This window comes from Blautia parvula, from assembly GCF_020215665.1.
GTDB classification, from domain to species: Bacteria; Bacillota; Clostridia; order Lachnospirales; family Lachnospiraceae; genus Blautia; species Blautia celeris.
The window spans coordinates 1,803,445-1,825,000 of record NZ_CP084061.1; the positions used below are offsets into that span (position 1 = coordinate 1,803,445).

Here is a 21,556-nt window from a genome sequence, read left to right on the forward strand (position 1 = left end):
GTGACCTGAAATGATTGACAACGAAGAACTTCCCATCGGCTTCACCATGGAACTGGCCATGCACTCAGATATCCTGAACCATTTTGCCAGACTTTCCAAGTCGGAACAGAAGCCTCTGGTAGACAAGGCAAGACAGGTAAATTCCCGCCACGAGATGCGGGAATATGTGGAATCCATGTTCCGCCCCTGAGATGCGCTGCTCTCCAAGCCGGCTGTGACGCGCAGAATTACCTGCAGCGCACAGCCGGTTTTTTGGCCTTTTCCGGGTCTACATATCTGATAAATTTTTTGTTTCCCCTCATTTCCGGATGTGGTATACTAAAAGTGTTTTAAAACAAAGAAGGAGGATTGCTGTAAAGCAAAAGAAATCTTATGTACCATTTACTGAATCAATATTTAGACACCAAACAGATTGTGATGCTGGGGATCATCCTTACCTTTCTCATCACATTTTTTGCACTGAAGCACCCGTTTTCCTTTCTCCCCAGTGACCAGGGGCGTGATTTTGCCCTAAACGGCGCACTCTCAAAAGGAAAAACGAGAGGCGTTGGACTGACATTTGTCATCTGCTTTATTATCGGCACCGTACTTTTTATGCCTCTTGGCAAAGAGTACATTGTCTATGCCATACTGCTTTTTTGCATTATGCTCAGCGGTTATCTGGATGATGCCGCCGAGACACCATGGAACGAATACAAAAAGGGGCTGATTGACCTCATCATATCAGCCGTAGCGGTCTTCACTTTCCTGAATTTCAACAGCACCACCATCTCCCTTGGCTTCACCGAGCTGGAAATCCCCAAAGCTGTCTATGCCATACTGGGCATTATCCTCTTCTGGGTTTCCATCAATGTGACAAACTGTACCGATGGTGTGGACGGGCTGTGCGCCAGCCTCTGTGTTATTGTCATGCTGTCCTTTGGCCTGATTTTCAAAGAAACTCTGGGTACTTATGTGATCGCCAACTTCCTTTTTGCCGCAGTTCTGCTGGCATACCTGTACTTTAATTCCTCGCCCAGCAGCATGCTCATGGGAGATGCCGGTTCCAGGGCCCTTGGTTTTTATATTGCAGTGATCGCCATCAAATCCCAGCACCCGGTTATTTACCTTCTGCTGGCAGGCGTACTGATCATTGACGGCGGCCTGGGTCTTGTAAAAGTATTTCTGAAGAGATTTCTGAAAATCTCTATCCTGAAAAATACAAGAACTCCCATTCATGACCACGTAAGGAAAAAATGCGGCTGGTCAGATACACAAGTAGTGGTCCGCTTCCTGATCATCCAGGTAATACTGGCTGCCGCCGCTTATATGCTGGTAAGATAGCAAAAAAGAGAAACACACTGTAAAAGCTGTGTTTCTCTTTTTTCTCTCCCCCCATTTTGCTGCCTCTCCTCATATATGAAGTATAATATCCTGTACCTCACAATTGAGGATGTCACACAGTGTATCAATCGTCTTTGTGGTTATGGCCTCACCTTTTTTAATTCTGTGTAAGGTATTCGCTGATACACCATGGTGATGGATTAGTTGATACTCTGTGAAGTTTCTTCTGAACAGTGTCTCATAAAATGGTTTGTAGCTTATCATAATCCCTTCTCCTATCCAGTGCATTTATTGAATAGTATCATACTCAATCTCTTGACTATACTCAAAATATTGAGTATATTTAAAACAAAAGAATGGAATGGGGGAATATTTTATGACAAATCATGAGGAGCCAAAGTATTCATCAGAATACGACAAAAAACAATTTATCGAAATCTGTGACAGGTACGAAGATAAGATACTGGAAAACATCATTAAAAAAGCAAAAGAGATGGGGCTTTTCGACGATTAGCCCTGCCCCGGCCGAAAAGGGCCGGGGATTTTTTTCTCAATTCAGAATGCCGCTTGTACTCTTTCCTCACTTTATGTATAATAAATGGGGAATCTGGAAACCCTGAATGCGGCTCGATAAACCGCAAATAAAAACAAAGGAACTTTTGTATATGAATATAAGAAGACTTTTCGCTGTATGGAGCGCCAAGCTCATAAAGACAGCCTGCCAGATCACCGGCAGGCAGGGTGTGACACTGGCCGGTAAGATAGCGCTGTCCATCTATCCCCCGATTTTAAAAGAACTGGCGTCTGAGGTCAAAAAAGACATTTTCGTTGTCTGCGGCACCAACGGCAAAACTACCACCAACAACCTTTTAGCCTCTGTTCTGGAAGCAAATAACTGCAGCGTTGTCTGCAACCGCACCGGCTCCAACATGCTGAACGGAGTCGTCTCCGCCTTTGTCCTGAATGCCCGGGCAAACGGACATCTGCGGGCGGATTACGCCTGTATTGAGATTGACGAGGCATCCACAGTCCGTGTATTTCCTCATTTCAAACCTGACTATATGGTACTCACCAATCTGTTCCGTGACCAGCTTGACCGGTACGGGGAGATTGACACTACCATGAATCTCCTGTCCCGGGCCATGAAGATGGCGCCGGACATGAAACTTCTGGTCAATGCGGATGACTCCTTATCCACCTTCCTTGCCATGGACAATGACAATGCGTACACCACCTACGGCATCAGTGAGCAGGTATATCAGGAACAGGACTCCAGGGAGATCCGGGAAGGCCGTTTCTGCAAACGCTGCGGAGAAAAGATGGAATACAACTTCTATCACTACAGCCAGCTTGGAGATTATCACTGCTCCAAATGCGGATTTGCCCGCCCTGTGCCCCAGTTTGACGGCAGCCATATTGATATGTCAGACGGTCTGTCCTTTGATGTGGGTGATTTTCATGTAAAAGCAAATTACCGCGGTTTCTACAATATTTATAATATATTGGCCGTTTACGGAGCCGCCTCCCTGGCGGGTATCCCTCTTGACAGCTTCAACCGGATTCTGGGGGACTACACGCCCCAGTTCGGAAGAAACGAACTCTTTGAGATTGATGGCACCAGGGTCATGCTCAACCTGGCTAAAAACCCGGCAGGATTTAACCAGAATATCGGCGCGGTCATGACAGACACGGCTCCAAAAGATATCATCATCCTGATCAATGACAATAGTCAGGACGGCACAGATGTATCCTGGCTCTGGGATGTGGATTTTGACAGGCTGAAGGACGCCAATGCCGCCTCTATTACCGTAAGCGGCATCCGCTGCCAGGATATGCGCCTGCGTCTGAAATACGTGGACATCCCGTCCACTCTGGAACCGGATATTGAAAAGGCCATCCTCTCAAAACTCAAAAGCGGAACTAAAAACCTGTACCTGCTTGTAAACTATACCGGCCTTTATACCACTCACAACATACTGAAGAAAATGGAGGGCAGAAAATCATGAAAATCACAATCGGACATTTATATCCGGACCTCCTGAATCTGTACGGGGACAGGGGAAATATCCAGTGCATGAAGAAACGCTGCCAGTGGAGAGGCATCGAGGCAGAAACTGTGGAATTCCAGCTTGAGGACAACATTGATTTTTCCGCCCTTGATATTGTGCTTCTGGGCGGCGGCTCCGACAGGGAGCAGATGCTGGTCTGCGACAGACTCCGCAGCATACAAAAAGATTTCAAAGACTATGTGGAGGACAACGGCGTAGTGATCGCTGTCTGCGGCGGCTATCAGCTTCTGGGCCATTATTACGACACGGATGACGGGCGCATTGAGGGTCTTTCCCTTGTTGACCTGTATACAGAGCAGGGCAGCCCCCGTCTGATTGACAATATCGTCCTGGAAAACCATAAATTCAGCCTTCCCATCGTCGGCTTTGAAAATCACGGAGGCCGCACCTATATCGGAGACAATGAGCCTTTCGGAAAAGTCCTCTACGGAAACGGCAATAACGGGGAAGACAAAGCCGAGGGCGTGCTCTATAAAAATGTAGTGGGCACCTATCTCCACGGCCCCCTCCTTCCCAAAAACCCGCATATCTGCGATTACCTCATTGCAAACGCTCTGGAGCGCAAATACGGAAAGGCAGAACTTGCCCCTCTCGACGACAGCCAGGAGATTGAGGCCAACCGGTATATTTATGATCGCTTTGTAACAAAACAATAGAAATATGCCCGGCTGATTTACTATTGTTATATATTAAAGGGGAAAACTTATGGGATACCGAATTGCACTGCTGCTGAAACAGCACTATTACCAGCATTATAATGATCATCTCCCTGGAATCAGCGAAGATGTCTCCGTAGAATACTTCACTTATGATACTCTGGACGAGCTTAAAAATATTTATCTGAAAATCAAAGATGATTTTGAAGGATTTCTTGTCAGCGGTATTGCCCCCATGAAAGCCATATATTCCCTTGGCGAGCAGGCAGCCGACGCTGTGGTGGATTATTTCCACATCAGTGTGGAGAACACCTACCACATTCTGCTCCAGCAGATTGTGCTGGATGAACACCTGAAACTCTCCAGAATCGGTATGGATTTTATTCAGGACGGCCATACCCTGAAAGAGCTTCTTGTCAGCAACCGGTTCGCCCAGCGCATCCGTGAGTTCGAGGAGGAGTGGAGAGACTTCTCTTCCTCTGTGGATCTGGATGAACGGGAGGCTGCGCTCTCCGTAAAGTACAGGGAGCTGGCAGCCCAGAACAAACTGGATATGATCATCACTTATTTCTACAGCGTGATTGAAAATATGCGGGATACATCCATTCCCTGTATTTATGTCTATCCTGATGAAAACATGATCAGTGATATTGTAAAAAGCATGAAAAAAAGCATATCCATAAAAAATATGAAGAGCCATCTGCCTGCTGTCATACATATTAATATGGAAAATATGCCGGTTCAGGATGAGGTGTCATACGAAAAGACACGGCTGGAGATCAATAAGATGATCATGGAGCTGAACCAAAAATACCTGAACCGCCTTGTGATAAAAAACACATACCGGGATTTTGAACTGTATGGAGATTACAGCATCATAAAAGAGATCACAGGGGATTTTAAGAAATGCCAGATACTGGAACAGCTTCACAGCCTGCTCTCTTTTAAGGGTTCTGTAGGATATGGCATTGGCCACACCTTTTATCAAGCCAGGATAAATGCCGTTGATGCCAGTCATTATTCCAGAAACGGCAGTCTCCGGGAAGACGGCAGTTATCTGATAGATGAAAATGATCAGCTCACGGTCCTGCAGATTGGTCTGGTTCCTGCTGGAATGAAGGTTTCCGGCGATTATATCAATGATATCGCAGATAAGGTAAGTCTCTCCTCAGAAACTATTGTGCGTATCATCCGCGTCATGAAACAAGAGGGTACCAACAAACTTACCTCCCAGGAACTGATGCACCATCTGAATATCTCTTCCAGAGCTGCCAACAAATTCCTGGCTGCGCTGCAGAAGGACGGATATGCGGAGGTTGTGGGTATGAGGCGCTCCGGCAATAAGGGGCGGCCCATCAACATTTACCAGATCAATCTGAAATACTGACCTGACAGTACATTCCTTTCAGGAAACATGAGAGCAGCCATTCCGGTATCCCCGTATGGCTGCTCTCATATTTTCCTGTATTTTTTATAAATCCGGTTTTATCTCCTCCGGGATCGGACAATGATATCCTCCTCTTACTGCTGCGTCAAATTCTTTTTTCGCATCCTCAGCGATTTTCGGATTTCGGAAGACATCTATAGCAGCCATTCCCATGACCTTTGCTGCTGTCAACATTCCTTTTTTTCCTATGGAGGAACCTGACTGGCTGACCTCCTGCCAGGAATGCCCCGGTGTTCCAAAGGCTTTACAGGCAGTCAGAATCTGACCTGTGGGTGCCTGATAACTCACATCCCCTACATCTGTGCTCCCGGGCATTGTACTTTTCAGCGGATTTACAGGCAGTACTATATCTGCCAACACCTTGCCTTCCATTGCCGCTGCCGCATTTTCTCCATGCTGATTCTCCACCGCTGCTGCGGCCTCCTGTATCATCTGTTCTGAAAAAGTATCCCGTATTTTTTCGGCCAGCTCATGATCCGCATGGTCAAATGCCGGAGCACCGGCTTCCTGAAAGTTCTCCATCAGAACTTTTCCCAGTACCTTGTTGGGTATGTAATCGCTGAATCCATCTCCCCGCACCATTTCATAGGAAGTACCTGTCATGATTGCTGCTCCCCGCGCTACTTCACAGATTCTCTCAAATATTTCAAACGCCTGGTTCAGCCGCGGTGCCCTTGCCTCATAGTAGACAGCTGCCGTTTCCTGTACAACATTCGCTGCATTTCCCCCTGCGTTTGTGATCGCATAGTGGATTCTGGCCTCGGGGATCACATGCTCTCTTAAGAAATTACACCCTACATTCATAAGCTCCACCGCATCCAGAGCACTTCTGCCAAGATGAGGAGAGGCGGAGGCATGAGATGCCTTGCCGTGGAAAATAAAAGTGGCGCAGATATCTGCCAGGGAACTGGATGCGAAAAGCCCGTTCACATCCCAGGGATGCCAGCAGAACACAGCATCAAGCCCTTTAAAACATCCCTCCCGTGCCATGAATGTCTTGCCGGAGCCTTTTTCCTCCCCGGGACAGCCAAAATAAATGATAGTGCCCGGTTTCCCGCTCCGGTCCAGATATTCCCTGACAGCCACAGCCGCTGCAAGAGAGCCGGTTCCCAGCAGATTATGCCCGCATCCGTGGCCGCAGTCCGTATCTTCTCTTTTTTCCTGCACATCTGTTCCCGGCTTCTGACTCAGCCCCGGAAGTGCATCAAACTCTCCCAAAATGGCAATTACAGGTCCTCCGCTGCCAAAAGTGCCCTTAAAAGCAGTTGGGATTCCCGCAAGCCCAGTTTCCACCTGAAATCCTTCTCTCTCCAATGTCTCCTGAAGCAGCTTTGCCGACCGGTGTTCCTTAAATCCCAGTTCCGCGTATTCCCATATTTTTTGGCTGATCCGGGAGTAAATTTCTTCTCTCTTTTCAATATTTCTGCATAATCTTTCTTTTTCCTGTATCATATCCAATTCTTCTCCTTTTTATATACCTGCCATTACAGCTCCCATGATCAGGATAACCTCCAGTGCAAACCACATGAGAAACAGCTTCCAGATAAATTTATACCATTTATTCATCCCAATTCCCATGACACCGCACATCATCGCGCATCCGGTAGGCCAGAACATTTTTGAAAAGCCGTCGCCGAACTGGTAAGCTATGATGGCGATCTCACGATTCAGCCCCACAACATCAGCCAGAGGCGCCATGATCGGCACAGTCACAACCGCCTGCCCGCTTCCTGACGGTATGAAGAAATTGATCAGATTCTGTGCCAGCAGCATGGCAAATGCTGAAAACCCTGATGGAAATCCTTTCACGATATTTGACAGATATAAAACAGCCGTATCGATAATGTTACCGGAACTCATCACAACTTCAATGGAGCGTGCAAATCCGATCATAAGAACTGTAAATACCATGGACTTGGAAGACTCCACAAAGGAATCCGCGATTTTGCTGGGCCCCATACCGTTGATCAAGCCGGTTATGATCATACCGATAAAGAATACGGCTGCAAGCTGCTGCAGATAAAACCCAAACTTTGCCACGCCTATGGCAATGGTCATGATAATGATTCCGAATCCCAGCAAAGTGATCTTCTGTCTTCCTGTAAAGGGCATCTGCATAACCTCATCACGGCTTGCCGTGACGGTAGGTTCCGGTACACCATAGAGATAACTCTTTGTTGGGTCTTTTTTTATTTTCTTTGCATATTGCATTATGTAGAGGATCGTCACAGCCACGAAACAGACAAATGCCACGATGCGGAATGTGGTGATCTTCGTCCCAACACTGGGTATGCCTGCAATACTGCTGCCCAGGCCAACCGTAAAGGGATTTAAGATTGCAGCAGCAAACCCGACACCTGTACCCAGAATGACAATGGAGGAACCCACGATCCTGTCATATCCCAGTGTAATTGCAATGGCCACAAAGGCAGGAATCAGCCCCCATGCCTCCTCATTCATTCCGAATGTGGTGCCTCCCAGGGCAAAAAGTGTGAAAAATATGGGAATCAGAAAATAATCCTTGCCTTTAATTTTTCTAAGTATGGACCCCACCAGGGCATTCAGGGTCCCTGTGCTCATCAGAAGCGTTACATAGCCGCATGCGAAAAGCAGGAAAAATATAATATCCGCTGCATTTACAAACCCCTGAAAAATACTCATGCAGAAAGCCCAAGGGCCGATTGGGTTAGCATCCACCCCGTGATAACTCCCCGGCACCACCAGTTCTCTTCCAAGTGCCGGATCCACAGCCCGGTCAAACTGCCCTGCAGGCAGTACCCAGGTTAAAATGGCACTGATGAGAACCATGGTCATCATGATCACATAGGCATGCGGCATAGAAAATTTGAATTTCCTCTCTTTTTTCATAAAAATCCTCCTCGTTTTCACTTTCGCACTGTAAACTACCAGTTATTTTAAGCACGCTTACAGAACCGTTCTTTTATAGTAGGATACCACTCTATCCGGATAAAGTCAATTGGCAGTAATTGCAGATAAAATTTACTGATTTTCGGAAATAATACACAAAAAAGTGTTTCGTTTATGGCGATTACCTATACCCCCTATGACAAAACATTTCAGAATATTAAGGATAAAATAGTGGAAATTCCCTATTTTAAATGTTATACTGTTAAATGAATTTATTTTATGTATGAGGAGGATTACAGAATGGCGAGAGGACGCAAAAAAGAGACAAGGACACTGGACGAACAACTGCAGGCAGTTATCGGGGAAATCGCCACATATGAAGAAAAATTAAAAGAATTGCGCCGCAGGAAAAAAGAAATCGAACAGAAAATCACGGAAGACAAAAAAGAGGCTTTATATAAAGCAGTAATGGAATCAGGTAAATCACTTGATGAAGTTCTCGCTAGTTTAACAAACGAGTAAAAACATAAGTGAGCCCTCCGGCCCGTTTCTCTCAAACGGCCGGAGGGCTCACTTATATCTGTGATTCTTATTCTTCTGTTTCTCTTTCAAAAATTATCTGATAGCAATTGCCGCCGTAAACGCTCACTTTTGGTTCCAATATCTGTTTTAAGCGCCAGCCATCGGCTGCTTCCCGGACGATCGCCTCCCTGCAGGCTTCAAAGGGAACCGGCGGCATCTCACCGCGTACGGTTTTTGCCTTTTCCTTCTTAACCGGCACAAGGGGAATCTCAATAAATTTGTATTCATACTTTTTCATAAACTGTCTCCTTATTTTGTCAGCACAGGATATACCCGCAATATCCTTTCTCTGTTTTTATGTATCTCACATTGACCTTCTTTCCTACCTTATAGGTTCTGTCTGCGATTCGCACATGTAATCTCAAAACTATTATACCTTTTTTATCCCTCGGAAACAATCGGTAAAACAAGATCTCCAAAACACAAGCATGCCATTACGCCCCGTATCCATTAACAATTCCGCAATACACAGATGCTGCCGTACCCAAACTGCCATATGATGCCGAACCGGGGATAGAAACCCTCCTGATCATGCCGAACTTAGCTGTGACTGTCCTGCTTGCAAATACCATATGTAAGATCAAAAAAATAACAGAAGAATTCGTTGATCTTTTAGGTAAATAAATTTATAATAGATATTGATCTGATAGGTAAACAACAGGAAGGAGTTTATCATGCCCGCAAAACTATTAAACATGGAGCCTCAAAGAAGAGATGCTGTGTTAAATGCCGCGCTAAAAGAATTTTCATCGCAGGGCTATGACAAGGCATCCACAAATATCATTGCAAAAGAAGCCGGTATATCCAAAGCACTCATGTTTCACTATGTGAACAGCAAACAGGAACTCTATCTTATTGTACATGATTATTTTTCCAATCTGATAAAAAAAGAGTATTGGGAACAGATGAATTTTGATGAAAAGGATATCTTTGCCAGACTGCAGCAGTCCTATCTCCTGCAGCTTAAATTATCCGAAAAGTATCCCTGGATTTTAGAGTTTAGCAAGCTCTCACACACAGAGAATTCCGACACTGCCAGGCCGGCCGACTGCTATCCGAAATTATTTGACAATATAGATGAAACCAAATTCAGAAAAGGATTAGATATTGAAACCTGCAAGCAGTTTATCTTCTGGTCCAATGTCGGCTTTACGAATGAGATACTGAAAGAGATCCGAAGCATGGAAGTGGCTCATATAGACAGTGACGCTTTCATACGCAGACTGAATCATTACTTTGCAGAACTGCGCAAGATATTTTATACATCGGAAACTGTTTAGTATGCTGCCTAAAACTCTGCAATCTAATGTGAGGTGCAAAATGAGTGATGCTCCCAATACCCCCGGAACTCGGGTCCCCAGCCACGGCACAAACCGTTTCGGCACGCGATATGCCTATGATTTTTTACAGGTGGACTGGACACGCAGAGGCCATCCGAATTATCGGGTGCACTGGCTTTCCTACCTGCTCTTCGGCGTCTCCCTGAGCAAATGCTATTGCTGGGGAAAAGACATCTATGCCCCCTGCAGCGGTACTGTAGTTGATGCAAAAGATTTTTATAAAGAAAGAAGACGTGCATTTTTTCTTTCTGATATTTTTATTGCTTTAAAAAGTGCACATTTTTTTCGCCTCCGGAGAGACAGCATACAGTCTGTCACAGGCAACTATATTATTATAAAATATGATGACCACATCTATGCCGCGTTTGCACATCTAAAATACGGCTCTGTCAAGGTCCGAATAGGACAGAAGGTAAAAAAGGGAGACCTTTTAGGCTGCATAGGACATTCCGGCAATTCCTTTTTTCCTCATCTGCATTTTCAGCTCATGGACAGTGATGATATGTGTTCTGCCAAGGGGATTCCCTGCGCGTTTGCCAATTACGAAGTATTTAAAAACGGCGAATGGGAAACAATAACCAACGGTATTCCAACCGACAAGGACAGAATTCGATTTTGAGCATCTGTGCCTTTCGGCTTCCGAAGAAACTTATCTGCACTCTGGTCCATCTTGCCTCTTTTATCAAACTTTTCCCATCTATCACATACATTCTCCGCCAAATCTTTTAAATAAGCGACGACCTGTTCTGCCGCTAATGCATCATTCATAATATTTCCATCCTTTTTTACAGCAGCTGCTGCCATACTCGGCATACTTTCAATAAGAACGTGCCGTAAGCTGCATTTTTATGTAAAGGAACCTTGACAAAACCCATAGAGTAGAATATACTAAAATTGTAAAGGAAACTTGTCATAACATCAGATTGGATCACACGAAGGATATAAGAAAACCTTGAAGAGAGGAGGTATTATGTGGAAAACAGAGTTGAAGAATTAAGAAAAAAAGCTGGCATGAACCAGGATGATTTCGCAAAAGCAATTAGAGTTTCAAGACAAACGATCAGTTCAATCGAAACAGGGAAGTATAATCCTTCATTGGAACTGGCCTTTACGATTGCAGATTTCTTTGACACAAGCATAGAAAAAATTTTTATTCATGAAAGGGGTTGTCAAAATGAAAAAAAGTAATTTAATCACAGGAATCGTGTATTTATTGGCAGGAATCGTTTTTCTGGGCACCGCATTATTGACTGATACAAAATTAGATGGTTTATTTTTCGGTTTTGCAGGCGCCGGTATCATCCCCGGAATCATGATGATATTTAAATATTGCTATTGGTCCTCTCCGAAAAATAAAGAGCGTTATGCTGAAAAACTGGAAAAAGAAAAAATCGAATTACACGATGAATTAAAAGAAAAGTTGAGAGACAAGTCCGGAAGATATGCATATACGGCAGGGCTTTTTGTGATCGCGCTCTCCATGATGCTCTTTGCAGTCTTAAATTCTCTGGAAATCGTACAAACAGGTAATATTATCGTTTTAGTCCTGGGCGGATATTTAGTCTTTCAGATTGTGATTGGTATTGTGATATTTAATCACTTAATGAAAAAGTATTAAATATATGTTCCTGCTCATTTAAATCAGTGCCCTCAAAGTTAAAGAAAAACATTCACGCAAATCCACCTTTGGCGATAGGATTTTTGCCTGGCTGCTAAGCGGATTCTTACGGTCAGCGCATTTCTGCGCTGACCTACTGGATTTCATAACACAACCAGAAAAACAGCTTACAGGATTAACCTATTTTAATCGTTATTTTTCTATTCTGCTTCAGTTGGAACATCTACTATAAATGTTCCAATTACAGTTTCTCCATCCTCTTCATAAAGAGGAACTTCATATGCAGTCGGCGTATATTCCAACGCTTCTTCTAATGTCTGTGGGACTGCATTGATATCAGCTTCTTTTACATATCCCTCTGTTCCATCCACACCTATTGCACTCACTAAATCTGGCTGTATCCCGTATAAAAGCAATTCATATTCTGAACCATATATTTCACCATTTTCATTTCTGATAATTTCAACCTCGGAATCCGAAAAAGTCTGCGCTGGGCTATTTATCAAAGTATGTGCGCTATAACTACCAGTTGAAGGATTATATATGTAGGATGTTCCTCCAGCTTTGTAATTACCTCTTGTACTATTTGTTGGTGTAGATGCAATAATACTTTGTGCGCCACCACCATTGTAGATTACACCAGTGGATTTAACCAAACTACCATTTAAATATAATCTCGCTAATGATCCCATACGGCCGCCAGCTACACCTTTACTTGCCATTGTTGTAGCATTCGCCCACATAGCACTACCATTTCCATGCGTAGATGTTTTTCCTTTATAGGTAACTCCTTCAACACTTGGGAATATAAGCCAGCTTGATTCCGTATACGCTTGTACTACTACAGATGAACTTAAGATGAGTACACATAATAAAACAGCGAATAATTTTTTCTTATTTTTTTTCATTTAATTCTCCTTCCAGACTATCTTTTTGCATTGGGAACCAGTATAAACTTTCCAATTACTGTTTTACCATCCTGTAAGTAAAGAGGCACTGAATATGCTTTTGTAGATTTATTTAATGCTTCTGCCTCTTCTGGTGATTCGGCTACTTTGCCAGCTGATTCGCTTAATTTCACATATCCTTGAATATTATCTTCACCTATTGCTAACATTAAATCTGGTGGAAACATATTTTCTATTGCTGGTCCATAAGTCTCACCGTTTTCATTCTCTGGATATCCATTAAGCACAACCTCCTCTTCAGTCGGTACTATCAATTCATTATTAGTTGTTCGATAGCAATATATTACTACTATAATAAGAATAAAAATAATCAACAAAAAAACTAGTATTCGTTTATTTTTTATTAATTTAGGCAAACTTTCACTCCTCCCTATTAAATCAAATTTTTAGACTTACCTCCCCATCGGAATCACCTCTTTCCTTCATTTGGAAACTATATATACAGGTAATCCAATTATTCACATTATTGTTTTTGAATATTTTCTTGTTCAACTAAGGATTGCTCTATTTCCATTCTTTTATCCGCCCACTTTTCCTCCAATTCTCCCAAATAAATTTGATTTTCTGTAAATTCTTTGATGTATTCTTGTTTTAAACTTTCCATATATTTTTCAATAGTCATACTCTTTCATGTTACTTCTCTCATAGCATCTTCATAATTCTGTGCACCGCCATAAGATTCATAGAGTGCATCAACTTCTCCATCTTTCTTCATCTGCTCGTAAGTTTCAATATTGAAGGCTATTGCTTTATCCAACTCCTTGTCAGAAGCCAAATAACCAGCTTCTTTAGCAACATAGTATAATGTTTTGAATTTACATATAAATTTAAAAGCATCATCTTCGGGGTTATCAGAATTTGCTAATTTAAAAACTTCTGTCTGCCATTCAATGTCATGTAATATTCCTAATATCAACATATTCATTTCACCAAGCTGAGTCTCAGAGTTCGATTTCCTCCCCATTGGAATCACTCTTTCTTACTTCAGTATCATGTTAATATTTTGTTCTTATTTTTGACCTTTTGTTTTATAGATTATTAAAGTACGAGTCAATGTATAAAACCCCCAGAAGATAGATGCAATTAAAAAATAAGCTGTATTAAGCACAGGTATCGTCCTAGAGAAGAATGAAGCAGCATCTTCATTAATCACTTTTCCCAAATTATCACGCAACAGACTAATTGGATAATAAATTTGATTATATGATTTCAAATCAATCAAAATCAATAACACGCAAATAGTCACAATTTGAATCGCAATATTTTTCAAATTTTCTTTTTTTGTTATATGGCTGTTTATGATGAATAATGAAAGCAAAATTCCTCCAACCACCATCAGTACACATATTAACACAAACCATACCATGCTATTATTGGTTATACATGCTATTACCATATTACAGAAATACATAAAAACAAATACAAATAAGTATATACCCAGTGTTTTTAGTATCTGGTAAAGAATATTTCTCATTTAATTCATCTCCAATTAGCCTGAATGCTTTTGATTTAGTGGCTTAATATTCGTAAGTGAACATCCTTTCCGTACCCAGTATTACATTGCATATCCAAATACAAAATCAATCCTACAAAAGATCCATATCCGGCTCCGTAATAAGTAAACGCATTAATGGTAGGATATGTAATCCTGTAATTCCCACTGGTAGAACCATAATCTACTTGTCTCCAATTAGGGAAATCACTTCTCCTACTAACCCATTGTCCACTAACCCCGTACAATTCATTTAGCGGACCAAAATTATCTATCCATATCAAAGTTCCGTAGGCAGTAATTCCATCTTACGTTACATTATCCTCATTATGCACTTACTCAGATGCTACTGCAGTTAATGCGTATAGATGACTACTATCTTCATTGGCAGAACGCGTGACTGTTCCTAAATCCCTTATTGTCGCCTTTACCTCCAAGACAGTTTCTTTTCCATTTTCATCTGTCGACGTCGCAATGCAGTTATCTAGTATCTCTTGTGTAATAGGCACATCTGAGATTCCAACCTCTGCTCTTCCAAGTTCAACAGTGTCATCCAGTGTATTTACCAAAGACATACACTGTTGTCGAAAAACAAATTCGCTTGCGGCTTGAGCGACTTCTGTATCGCTTGCTGCACCCACAGGCATAACAGATGAAACACATAATAGCCCTACAATTATCAAAGAAATTATTCATTTTTTCATATACTTCTCCTCTCAAAACAGTTAATAACCACCACTCACTAATCTGTACCACATCTCTCCATTGGAATCACCTGCTTTCAATTTTATGATACATATCAAAACACATTAATCTCTTTTAGTACTACTCTCTTTTAATACTATTATTATTTTTATATGTATATATTACCATATATTCTATGTATTTACAAATGTTTCTGTGAATATTATATATATCCTGTAATCAAGAGCCGATGCAGCTATTCTTTTAACTACATCGCTTTATTAATCCCTTCATTTATTTGAATTTATAATGCACGGGAGAACACCTATCTGGATGAAAGATATCTTGACATTCTTCAGTCCAAAGGGCCCAAAAGCCGCAGGGTTTATATCTCCAGAGAACTTGCAGAATATCAGATGGGTTATGATAACCGTATTGAGAGTCTGTTTCCGAAGCGTAAGAGTTTCTTTCCCAACAAAGCTGACTGTCCCTACAGTCCAGCCATGCCGGAGAAAAATTTCCTGCGTTTCTGGTATGCGGCTTTTCCTGAAAAGAAGTATTCGGGCGTAAGCATCCGCGCATATGACTTCCGGCACCATTTTGTCTATGCAAATATGAACCGCTGGTTGCGGTAGGGTAAAGATGTAGATGTCATGTTCCCACACCTGATGCGGTATATAGGGTATTCCGATGTCAAGAATACCCTGTACTACTTTCATCTGATAGCAGATGTTTACGGCACTCTCATTGACAAATCAAGCCACTCGGAGGAGTTGATACCGGAGGTGGATAATGAGGAGACATAAGAAATCAAAAGCACAAGACAGTGCATTTTTCTGGTCCCCCCTGCGTTTTTTAGAACACGAACTGCCAGCAATTAGGAAGAAAAGTCAGAATACGGTTGCTTCCTACCGGACTTCGCTTAACATCTGTATTGATTATCTTGAGGACATGAAAGGCCTCCGACGTGAGCGCATATGTTTCCGGGACTTGAATAAGGAAAACCTGAAAAATTATCTTGTATGGATGGGACAGATCAGAGAATGGAGCCCAAAGACCTGCAATCTCCGGCCAACAGTAATCAGCGGATATTACCCCGGGGTTCGTGTCAAGCAAAACAATATCCATCTGTAAGATTGAATACTTTGAGGACCAATAGATGGCGGCGCTTCTTCAGGCACCAGGCAAGGAAAAGCGGTTAGAACGCCGAAACAAGATGATGCTCATCCTAGGATATGATGCCGCCACGCGAGTTGGAGAACTGATAAGTCTGAAAGTGGAAGATCTGCATCTTGATGCAGAAACACCTTTGCTACTGCCATTTTATACACATTCTTTTTCTTTTTATTGTGTGTATAAATAAAAGGAATAGTTTCAAATACAAAAAAAAGACCGACTGGTAAAATAACCGAGACTATGAAGAAAAGTCTGTAAATAAGATTCTTCTATGATAATGAGTGGTGAAAAGTCTTAAGAATAGGCTTTTCACCCTTACTTTATATATAACAGTTACAAAAAGGCATGTCAACAGCAGGCGGTAAATCCGCCTGTTATTTGCTCATGTTCAATCACTCCGGAAGCCGTCCTTCGTACATGATACTTAATTCTCCATACACCTGAGCCCAGTTCCGGATGGTTGTGGTCCATTTCTTTGTAGCCTCAAAGGTTGCTAAATATAACGCTTTGAGCAACGCTGTGTCGCTTGGAAATACGCTTCTCTGGCGGTTCAGCTTTCGATAAGTGGAATTCAGCGATTCAATGGCATTTGTCGTATATATGACCTTCCTGACCATTGCTGAAAACTTGAAAATTGGGGATATGGCATCCCAGTTATCCTTCCAGCGCTTCATGGAATTCGGATATTTGGGCGTCCATTTTTCTGTTACCCGGTCAAGTGCTGCCAGCGCCTTTTTTTCATCAGCTGCCTGGTAGATGGTCTTTAGATCTGCAGCAAATGCCTTCCTGTCTTTATCTGGAACATATTTTAATGTGTTTCTTACCTGATGGACAATGCATCTCTGATATTCTGTTTTGGGGAATGCGGCAGCAATGGCTTCCTTTATTCCCGTAAGGCCGTCCGCACAGATGATGAGGATGTCTTTTACCCCCCGGTTCTTCAGTTCATTTAAAACAGACAGCCAGTATTTTGAACTTTCATTCTCTCCCACATGGATTGTCAGTACCTCTTTCTTTCCTTCTGTATTGATCCCAAGGATGACATAGGCGGCAAGCTTGCGGATCACACCATTGTCACGGACAGAATAGTGGATGGCGTCAATGTAAAGGATGGGATAGACATTATCCAGAGGACGGTTCTGCCAGTCTTCGATCTGAGGAAGGATCTTGTCTGTAACATCAGAAATAAATCCTTCCGAGGTCTCAAATCCGTAGATATCTTCAATAGCTTCAGATATCTGCCGGGTAGTCATTCCCTTCGCATACATGGAGATGATCTTCTGGTCAATATCAGAAATGTCTTTCTGGCGTTTTTTGACCACCTGTGGTTCAAAGGTAGATTTTCGGTCTTGCGGCACATCGATTTCCATGGAACCGAAACTACTGTTGACCCGTTTTCGTTTGTAACCGTTCCGGTAATCATCATTGTCTGAGCGTTCCGATTTTTGATATCCCAGGTGATCATCCAGCTCAGCCTCCATCATTTCCTTGATGGTTCCGCCAAGAAGATCTTTCAGGGCATCCTGAATGTCTTCAGCTGTCTGAATATCGTATTCTTCCAAAAGCTGATGGATAATGCTGCGCTTTCCTTCCGTCATTTGTACTCTGTGTACTGGTTTCTTTTGTCTTGCCATAATAAAAGGCCCTCCTATGATTTTTATTTTATCATAGAAGAACCTTATAAATCCTATTTTACAGAAAAAGTTTCACACTCTCAAATAACCAAGTCGGCCTTTTTAACTATGGTATTAGTATAGTGAACCATCCACGCTGCAAGACAAACTAACAGACTTATCAATTGTTTCTAAAATAGTGTTTCCATAAAAATGTGTACCTGTAGCTCTTGCTGTTGCTATATTTCCACTGCGGCTGGAAGAACGATCTGTGATCTTCCAAAAACTGGTATATGAGTCAGCATCCACATAAGCACTTGTACACCTCACACTATTACCTGTGTATGCAAAACTTCCTGTAACTTTCACATACCATAAAGCCGTTCTATTACTGTAATATGTTGACGTTTTTAAACCTGATTTAGTTCCGTTACCATACAGAGCAATTGGTGATTCTGCTAAAATAGTCTCTATATAATCACCATTTTCAAGATATTCTCGTTCAACACTAATAATGTTTTCTTGTGTATCTGTTGGAGCTGCTGAAACCACCACCACTTGTAAACATAACATCATTATAACCGATAAGATCCCAACTAATTTTTTAATTTTTTTTATAACTATCCCCCTCCTCAATAATAATTACTTCTTTATCAATAATAGTATTTTTACACTCAATATATAACCTATAATAAAATAATCCCCAGACAAAACAACAGCAAAGAACTACTACACTTAAACCTAACACCACCCATTTTCTTAAATGTTTTTTATTTATGCTTGATATTAAATAATCTGGGGTTTGTCCGGCAATATATTCACAAAAAACTTCCTCTGGTCGTCCAAACACTTCAACCAATTCTTCGTATGTACATCCCGGATTTTCTTTTACATATTCTGTTAAATTGAATTTTAGATTTGTTAAAAACCTCCCATTCATATAATTTACGTTTAAGAATAATTCTCTCAATATCTTATAATACTTTTTCGCACAATTATTTCTCATATAGACCAATTCCATACTATACAACATCCTCCTGCGATACCTCATGGGGAACGTAATCCAATACCATATGGACAGCTTTTTCAAATTCATCATAACCTTCAAGCATATATCCTAACACTTCTCTTCCGGCATCTTCTATGTGATAATATATACGAGGAGGCGTATCGCCAACGGCCCGCTTATAATCTGTTATGTACCCTTTACTCACTAATCTATCAAGTGATGTATACATAGAACCATTTGTTACCTCAATTACACCATTTGTTACCTTTTTTAAAATCTGTGAGATTTGATACCCATAACAATCTCCTTCAACAAGAATTCTTAAATACAAAAAATCCATTATTCCCTTTTTAAATCCATCACAATATCTCACATTTTCACCTCTTTCTATATACTATGTTAAAATGAATAGTCGTAAATGTCAATAGTAGTTTTTATTTATATTAAAAACAACAATATTATCTAGTTAAAACTAATATTAATTAGGTATTTTGAACACTTTCATCAAACAATTAACCATCAGAAACACCGGTCAAATAACTTCTGCATTAAGGACTGTAATTATGCAGTCTTTTTTTAATATTCATAATCATATGGATTACGCCAACGTCTACCATAGTTTGGAATCGCCACCCTAGTTTCAGATTCGCTCTTATACAGCCTTGTTGTTCTTAACCTGATACCCTCTTTTCCAGCTCCATACTTTAAGACGCAAAATTTACCTTGCACGGTTTCTATTATACCCTGTACAGGAATGCAATAGCCTTGCAGAAACCAGCACTCTTCACCTACGTATATTTATAGCCATTATAATGTTCTATCGAAACGATCCTATCTATATACACGTCTATGTGTCCTTCGGCAAGCCTTAATCTAACACGCAAGGGTTTTTATTTCACCTCGGCAGTTAAACGTGGCTATGACGCATACAGAATTATTAGAAACCGGATATGAAGCTCTGGGTGTCTCGAACACTGGTCCATCACACAAATGTGCTATGCAATAAAAAATAAGCAGTAATATAAAAATAAGATATATCTTACTCTTATATCACTGCTTACCAAAGGATTCAAACGGTCATATTGACTCATATCAACATACAGCCATTTTCTCCTTTAATTATAAAGTTTTCTTAACAGGGGATGAGGGATTCGAACCCCCATCGACGGTTTTGGAGACCGGTGCTCTACCATTGAACTAATCCCCTATATCCTATCTATTATTATACATAAAATAGATTTTCTTTCAAGACTTTTTTTCAAAAAAAACAATTTTCTGAAATGTACCTTCAAAACCGCATATACAAAACTCAAAAACCTTTTTTTCAACTCCGCCGTTCGCACTTCCGTGCTCAGGTCAAGCCCTCGACCGATTAGTAGCAGTCAGCTGCATACATTGCTGTACTTCCACCTCTGCCCTATCTACCTCGTCGTCTTCAAGGGGTCTTACTTCTTTAAAGAATGGGATATCTCATCTTGAGGGGGGCTTCACGCTTAGATGCCTTCAGCGTTTATCCCTTCCAGGCTTGGCTACCCTGCCATGCAGTTGGCACTGCAACAGGTACACCAGCGGCCCGTCCATCCCGGTCCTCTCGTACTAAGGACAGCTCCTCTCAAATATCCTACGCCCACGCCGGATAGGGACCGAACTGTCTCACGACGTTCTGAACCCAGCTCGCGTACCGCTTTAATGGGCGAACAGCCCAACCCTTGGGACCTACTACAGCCCCAGGATGCGATGAGCCGACATCGAGGTGCCAAACCACTCCGTCGATGTGAACTCTTGGGAGTGATAAGCCTGTTATCCCCAGGGTAGCTTTTATCCGTTGAGCGATGGCATTCCCACTTAATACCACCGGATCACTAAGCCCTACTTTCGTACCTGCTCCACCCGTCGGTGTCGCAGTCAAGCTCCCTTCTGCCTTTGCACTCTGCGAATGGTTTCCAACCATTCTGAGGGAACCTTTGGGCGCCTCCGATACTCTTTCGGAGGCGACCGCCCCAGTCAAACTCCCCGCCTGGCATTGTCCCACCGCCGGCTAACGGCGGCTGGTTAGAAGCCCAATACTGCAAGGGTGGTATCCCAACATCGGCTCCATGGCAACTGGCGTCACCACTTCTTAGCCTCCCACCTATCCTGTACATGCAATACCGGACCCCAGTACCAAACTGGAGTAAAGCTCCATGGGGTCTTTCCGTCCTGGCGCAGGTAACCAGCATCTTCACTGGTACTTCAATTTCACCGGATGCATTGCCGAGACAGCGCTCAAATCATTACGCCTTTCGTGCGGGTCGGAACTTACCCGACAAGGAATTTCGCTACCTTAGGACCGTTATAGTTACGGCCGCCGTTTACTGGGGCTTAAATTCAATGCTTCGTTTCCTGACATCTCCTCTTAACCTTCCAGCACCGGGCAGGCGTCAGCCCATATACCTCACCTTTCGGTTTCGCATAGACCTGTGTTTTTGCTAAACAGTTGCTTGAGCCTATTCTCTGCGGCCATCTCTCGATGGCACCCCTTCTCCCGAAGTTACGGGGTCATTTTGCCGAGTTCCTTGGCAATGCTTCTTCCGTCGGCCTTAGGATTCTCTCCTCATCCACCTGTGTCGGTTTACGGTACGGGTACGATATGAACAATAGCGGCTTTTCTTGACGCATGGCTCACACACTTCCCTACTTTAGTTCGGTCCGCATCACGCCTTCAGATTGCC

26 protein-coding genes, 1 tRNA gene and 1 rRNA gene (1 of these 28 cut by a window edge) are annotated in these 21,556 nt (G+C 42.4%); 12 read left to right on the plus strand and 16 right to left on the minus strand.

The window, feature by feature from the left end; genetic code table 11:
• Positions 1 to 10 precede the first annotated feature (10 nt).
• Together LC508_RS08445 and LC508_RS08450 are read left to right on the plus strand one after the other, a co-directional pair.
• On the plus strand, positions 11 to 190 hold the full coding sequence (locus LC508_RS08445; protein ID WP_033141343.1) for an HMG-box domain-containing protein: 180 nt from the start codon (positions 11 to 13) through the stop codon (positions 188 to 190).
• A 182-nt stretch (positions 191 to 372) separates the two neighbouring features.
• The gene (locus tag LC508_RS08450) at positions 373 to 1,323 is read left to right on the plus strand and encodes a phospho-N-acetylmuramoyl-pentapeptide-transferase (RefSeq protein ID WP_033141344.1); all 951 of its coding nucleotides are present in this window, start codon (positions 373 to 375) and stop codon (positions 1,321 to 1,323) included.
• A gap of 69 nt (positions 1,324 to 1,392) precedes the next feature.
• Here LC508_RS08450 and LC508_RS08455 read toward each other — a convergent pair whose 3' ends face one another.
• The gene (locus LC508_RS08455; protein WP_033141345.1) at positions 1,393 to 1,587 is read right to left on the minus strand and encodes a helix-turn-helix domain-containing protein; all 195 of its coding nucleotides are present in this window, start codon (positions 1,585 to 1,587) and stop codon (positions 1,393 to 1,395) included.
• Positions 1,588 to 1,699: 112 nt separating this feature from the next.
• Between LC508_RS08455 and LC508_RS08460 the strand changes: the two genes are divergently transcribed.
• From LC508_RS08460 to LC508_RS08475, 4 genes are all read left to right on the plus strand, one after another.
• The gene (locus LC508_RS08460; protein ID WP_156120846.1) at positions 1,700 to 1,837 is read left to right on the plus strand and encodes a hypothetical protein; all 138 of its coding nucleotides are present in this window, start codon (positions 1,700 to 1,702) and stop codon (positions 1,835 to 1,837) included.
• Positions 1,838 to 1,988: 151 nt separating this feature from the next.
• On the plus strand, positions 1,989 to 3,329 hold the full coding sequence (locus LC508_RS08465; RefSeq protein WP_054353570.1) for a MurT ligase domain-containing protein: 1,341 nt from the start codon (positions 1,989 to 1,991) through the stop codon (positions 3,327 to 3,329).
• Positions 3,326 to 4,048 (plus strand): type 1 glutamine amidotransferase, encoded by a 723-nt coding sequence (locus LC508_RS08470; protein WP_103732146.1) that lies wholly within the window; start codon positions 3,326 to 3,328, stop codon positions 4,046 to 4,048. The genes LC508_RS08465 and LC508_RS08470 overlap by 4 nt, the downstream gene beginning before the upstream one ends.
• 49 nt (positions 4,049 to 4,097) lie before the next feature.
• Positions 4,098 to 5,435, plus strand: a complete 1,338-nt coding sequence (locus LC508_RS08475; protein ID WP_103732145.1) for a helix-turn-helix domain-containing protein — start codon at positions 4,098 to 4,100, stop codon at positions 5,433 to 5,435.
• Positions 5,436 to 5,519: 84 nt separating this feature from the next.
• Here LC508_RS08475 and LC508_RS08480 read toward each other — a convergent pair whose 3' ends face one another.
• Positions 5,520 to 6,947, minus strand: coding sequence for a M20 family metallopeptidase (locus tag LC508_RS08480; RefSeq protein WP_054353553.1), 1,428 nt, complete (start codon positions 6,945 to 6,947; stop codon positions 5,520 to 5,522).
• An 18-nt stretch (positions 6,948 to 6,965) separates the two neighbouring features.
• A complete protein-coding gene (locus LC508_RS08485) occupies positions 6,966 to 8,363 on the minus strand; it encodes a YfcC family protein (RefSeq protein WP_103732144.1) in 1,398 nt (465 codons plus the stop codon).
• A 300-nt stretch (positions 8,364 to 8,663) separates the two neighbouring features.
• Between LC508_RS08485 and LC508_RS08490 the strand changes: the two genes are divergently transcribed.
• The gene (locus LC508_RS08490; RefSeq protein ID WP_033144071.1) at positions 8,664 to 8,885 is read left to right on the plus strand and encodes a hypothetical protein; all 222 of its coding nucleotides are present in this window, start codon (positions 8,664 to 8,666) and stop codon (positions 8,883 to 8,885) included.
• Between the two features lie 67 nt (positions 8,886 to 8,952).
• Here LC508_RS08490 and LC508_RS08495 read toward each other — a convergent pair whose 3' ends face one another.
• Positions 8,953 to 9,183, minus strand: coding sequence for a DUF4177 domain-containing protein (locus tag LC508_RS08495; RefSeq protein ID WP_033144072.1), 231 nt, complete (start codon positions 9,181 to 9,183; stop codon positions 8,953 to 8,955).
• A gap of 436 nt (positions 9,184 to 9,619) precedes the next feature.
• On the opposite strand from LC508_RS08495, the gene LC508_RS08500 reads away from it, so the two are divergent.
• The 4 genes from LC508_RS08500 (at position 9,620) to LC508_RS08515 (ending at position 11,903) form a co-directional block, all read left to right on the plus strand.
• Positions 9,620 to 10,225 carry a TetR/AcrR family transcriptional regulator gene (locus tag LC508_RS08500; protein ID WP_199687331.1) on the plus strand — a complete coding sequence of 202 codons (606 nt, stop codon included), beginning with the start codon at positions 9,620 to 9,622 and terminating at the stop codon, positions 10,223 to 10,225.
• A gap of 40 nt (positions 10,226 to 10,265) precedes the next feature.
• Entirely contained in the window at positions 10,266 to 10,904 is a 639-nt protein-coding gene (locus LC508_RS08505) for a peptidoglycan DD-metalloendopeptidase family protein (protein WP_225305349.1), read from the plus strand.
• Positions 10,905 to 11,257: 353 nt separating this feature from the next.
• Entirely contained in the window at positions 11,258 to 11,473 is a 216-nt protein-coding gene (locus tag LC508_RS08510) for a helix-turn-helix transcriptional regulator (RefSeq protein WP_033144073.1), read from the plus strand.
• On the plus strand, positions 11,460 to 11,903 hold the full coding sequence (locus LC508_RS08515) for a hypothetical protein (protein ID WP_054353545.1): 444 nt from the start codon (positions 11,460 to 11,462) through the stop codon (positions 11,901 to 11,903). Before LC508_RS08510 ends, LC508_RS08515 begins: the two co-directional genes overlap by 14 nt.
• 200 nt (positions 11,904 to 12,103) lie before the next feature.
• Here LC508_RS08515 and LC508_RS08520 read toward each other — a convergent pair whose 3' ends face one another.
• The 6 genes from LC508_RS08520 to LC508_RS08545 form a co-directional block, all read right to left on the minus strand.
• Positions 12,104 to 12,811, minus strand: a complete 708-nt coding sequence (locus tag LC508_RS08520) for a hypothetical protein (protein WP_052099759.1) — start codon at positions 12,809 to 12,811, stop codon at positions 12,104 to 12,106.
• Between the two features lie 17 nt (positions 12,812 to 12,828).
• The gene (locus LC508_RS08525) at positions 12,829 to 13,227 is read right to left on the minus strand and encodes a hypothetical protein (RefSeq protein WP_052099760.1); all 399 of its coding nucleotides are present in this window, start codon (positions 13,225 to 13,227) and stop codon (positions 12,829 to 12,831) included.
• 107 nt (positions 13,228 to 13,334) lie between these two features.
• A complete protein-coding gene (locus LC508_RS08530) occupies positions 13,335 to 13,493 on the minus strand; it encodes a hypothetical protein (RefSeq protein WP_158587353.1) in 159 nt (52 codons plus the stop codon).
• Positions 13,494 to 13,499: 6 nt separating this feature from the next.
• Positions 13,500 to 13,835, minus strand: coding sequence for a hypothetical protein (locus LC508_RS08535; RefSeq protein ID WP_033144075.1), 336 nt, complete (start codon positions 13,833 to 13,835; stop codon positions 13,500 to 13,502).
• A 45-nt stretch (positions 13,836 to 13,880) separates the two neighbouring features.
• Positions 13,881 to 14,345, minus strand: a complete 465-nt coding sequence (locus LC508_RS08540; RefSeq protein ID WP_118594130.1) for a hypothetical protein — start codon at positions 14,343 to 14,345, stop codon at positions 13,881 to 13,883.
• Positions 14,346 to 14,698: 353 nt separating this feature from the next.
• A complete protein-coding gene (locus tag LC508_RS08545; RefSeq protein WP_054353540.1) occupies positions 14,699 to 15,046 on the minus strand; it encodes a hypothetical protein in 348 nt (115 codons plus the stop codon).
• A 654-nt stretch (positions 15,047 to 15,700) separates the two neighbouring features.
• Here LC508_RS08545 and LC508_RS08550 point away from each other — a divergent pair.
• On the plus strand, positions 15,701 to 15,853 hold the full coding sequence (locus LC508_RS08550) for a hypothetical protein (protein WP_156120917.1): 153 nt from the start codon (positions 15,701 to 15,703) through the stop codon (positions 15,851 to 15,853).
• Between the two features lie 762 nt (positions 15,854 to 16,615).
• On the opposite strand, the gene LC508_RS08555 is transcribed toward LC508_RS08550, so the two are convergent.
• The 6 genes from LC508_RS08555 to LC508_RS08580 form a co-directional block, all read right to left on the minus strand.
• Positions 16,616 to 17,857 carry an IS256 family transposase gene (locus LC508_RS08555; RefSeq protein ID WP_225305313.1) on the minus strand — a complete coding sequence of 414 codons (1,242 nt, stop codon included), beginning with the start codon at positions 17,855 to 17,857 and terminating at the stop codon, positions 16,616 to 16,618.
• Between the two features lie 114 nt (positions 17,858 to 17,971).
• Entirely contained in the window at positions 17,972 to 18,472 is a 501-nt protein-coding gene (locus LC508_RS08560; protein ID WP_225305350.1) for a hypothetical protein, read from the minus strand.
• The gene (locus LC508_RS08565; RefSeq protein WP_103733235.1) at positions 18,441 to 18,857 is read right to left on the minus strand and encodes a hypothetical protein; all 417 of its coding nucleotides are present in this window, start codon (positions 18,855 to 18,857) and stop codon (positions 18,441 to 18,443) included. Before LC508_RS08565 ends, LC508_RS08560 begins: the two co-directional genes overlap by 32 nt.
• A gap of 1 nt (position 18,858) precedes the next feature.
• Positions 18,859 to 19,218: a PadR family transcriptional regulator gene (locus tag LC508_RS08570; RefSeq protein WP_054353843.1), complete on the minus strand. Its 360-nt coding sequence runs from the start codon at positions 19,216 to 19,218 to the stop codon at positions 18,859 to 18,861.
• Positions 19,219 to 19,981: 763 nt separating this feature from the next.
• A tRNA-Trp gene (locus LC508_RS08575) sits at positions 19,982 to 20,052 on the minus strand.
• Between the two features lie 145 nt (positions 20,053 to 20,197).
• Positions 20,198 to 21,556: ribosomal RNA gene (locus tag LC508_RS08580) — 23S ribosomal RNA — on the minus strand (it continues 1,526 nt past the right edge of the window).